Genomic DNA, 1,250 nt, shown 5'->3' with positions numbered 1-1,250 from the left:
GCAACGCTGCTTCGAAGCGAACGCGTTCAGCTTCGTGATTACGTTCTCTGGCACCATGAATGTACCCGCCTATCAGTGGGGCAAAAAGAAATATAGCTAACAAAGCGCTACCCATGAGGGCTTCAAAAACGATTTTCTTGTTCTCGAGGTCTACAGTTGCGAATATTAGAATCACGAGTGCATACGCGATACCCCAGCGGGGGTACCCTTTGTAGCCGAGTACGCCCGCGACAATTCCGATGCTCACTGGCGTAATAATGCTTCCGAGGTCGTTGAACAACGAGATTGCGACGGTAATGAAAACCATGGTCAACGCTGATATGGCTGGAGTTCGGGGCACAGCGATTACAGCACAAAGACTTGCTAGCACAATTGTGATTTCGGCTAGTGAGCTATCGGCGGCAGCACTCACGAAAACCGTTAAAGTCAAGATAGCAAGCGTGAAATACCACGCCGTCACCGGAATTAATTTATAGCGCATAGCTAAAAGAGTTCGACCTTCCGTATAAAGCAGCCTTTTACAGAATTGGGTTGGGACTACTTACCGTATGCTCAAAATCTTGGCCGCATTCTCATTCACTTGATAGTGCTGGGATACCTCGAGCTAGTAGGCTTTGGTGACCATAATTATCACCAAGAAATATACCTGACCGACTGAAATTGCCCTCACTAAGCAACACGTAGTTTGCCACAGTTCCATCCGTTTGGGAAGAGAAGAAACCGAAGCACATCCGAACCACCCCTACGTAATAAGACCGACCATGCCAGGGAATATTGCTGCTGAGTTCAGGTTCAATATCACCCGGCACGTGATTTACAGACGAAACTGACTGCCATCACAGTGCCCCTACGTTCAGCTATCCACCATCAGGCATTCAGCACACAGAGTGTTCAACATCACGAAGGCTTGCCTGGCTTATTTTATACAACCAAGGCTAACCTTTAACTGATTTTCAATAGAGTTTCACTCTATTCTCACTTCCCTGAAAGGAATCCACTCCGTGAATAACAATCGGCGCCTATGGATGCAGGTAACGGTGGCAGGTTTGACCTCTCTGTCGCTTGGTCTCGGCACACTCACTCCCGCACACGCACAGGAGTTTTCTGCTCCTCCGGCTGCTCAGGAGCCGCAAGCCTCGACCGAGGACCAAGATACTTCCCGCGCCGAAGGTCCAAAGCTGACCGGTGTTCTCGCCGAAGCGCAATTGATCACTGCAGAATGGTCTCCTGCTCCTGCGGATTTTGGAACT

2 protein-coding genes are annotated in these 1,250 nt (G+C 49.4%); one reads left to right on the top strand and one right to left on the bottom strand.

Annotation, left to right across the window (positions count from 1 at the left end; translation table 11 throughout):
- The coding region (locus tag BKN05_RS11880) for a hypothetical protein (RefSeq protein ID WP_286688729.1) at positions 1-481 on the bottom strand (481 nt) is incomplete at its 3' end.
- A gap of 520 nt (positions 482-1,001) precedes the next feature.
- Here BKN05_RS11880 and BKN05_RS11875 point away from each other — a divergent pair.
- Positions 1,002-1,250 (top strand): hypothetical protein (locus BKN05_RS11875; protein ID WP_286688728.1); only part of this gene is annotated, 249 nt, incomplete at its 3' end.

Origin of the sequence: Corynebacterium sp. S5S1 (assembly GCF_001913985.1) — a bacterium.
GTDB classification, from domain to species: domain Bacteria; phylum Actinomycetota; class Actinomycetes; order Mycobacteriales; family Mycobacteriaceae; genus Corynebacterium; species Corynebacterium marquesiae.
Note: the sequence above shows the minus strand (reverse complement) of the source record. Positions and strands in the feature narration are given on the sequence as shown.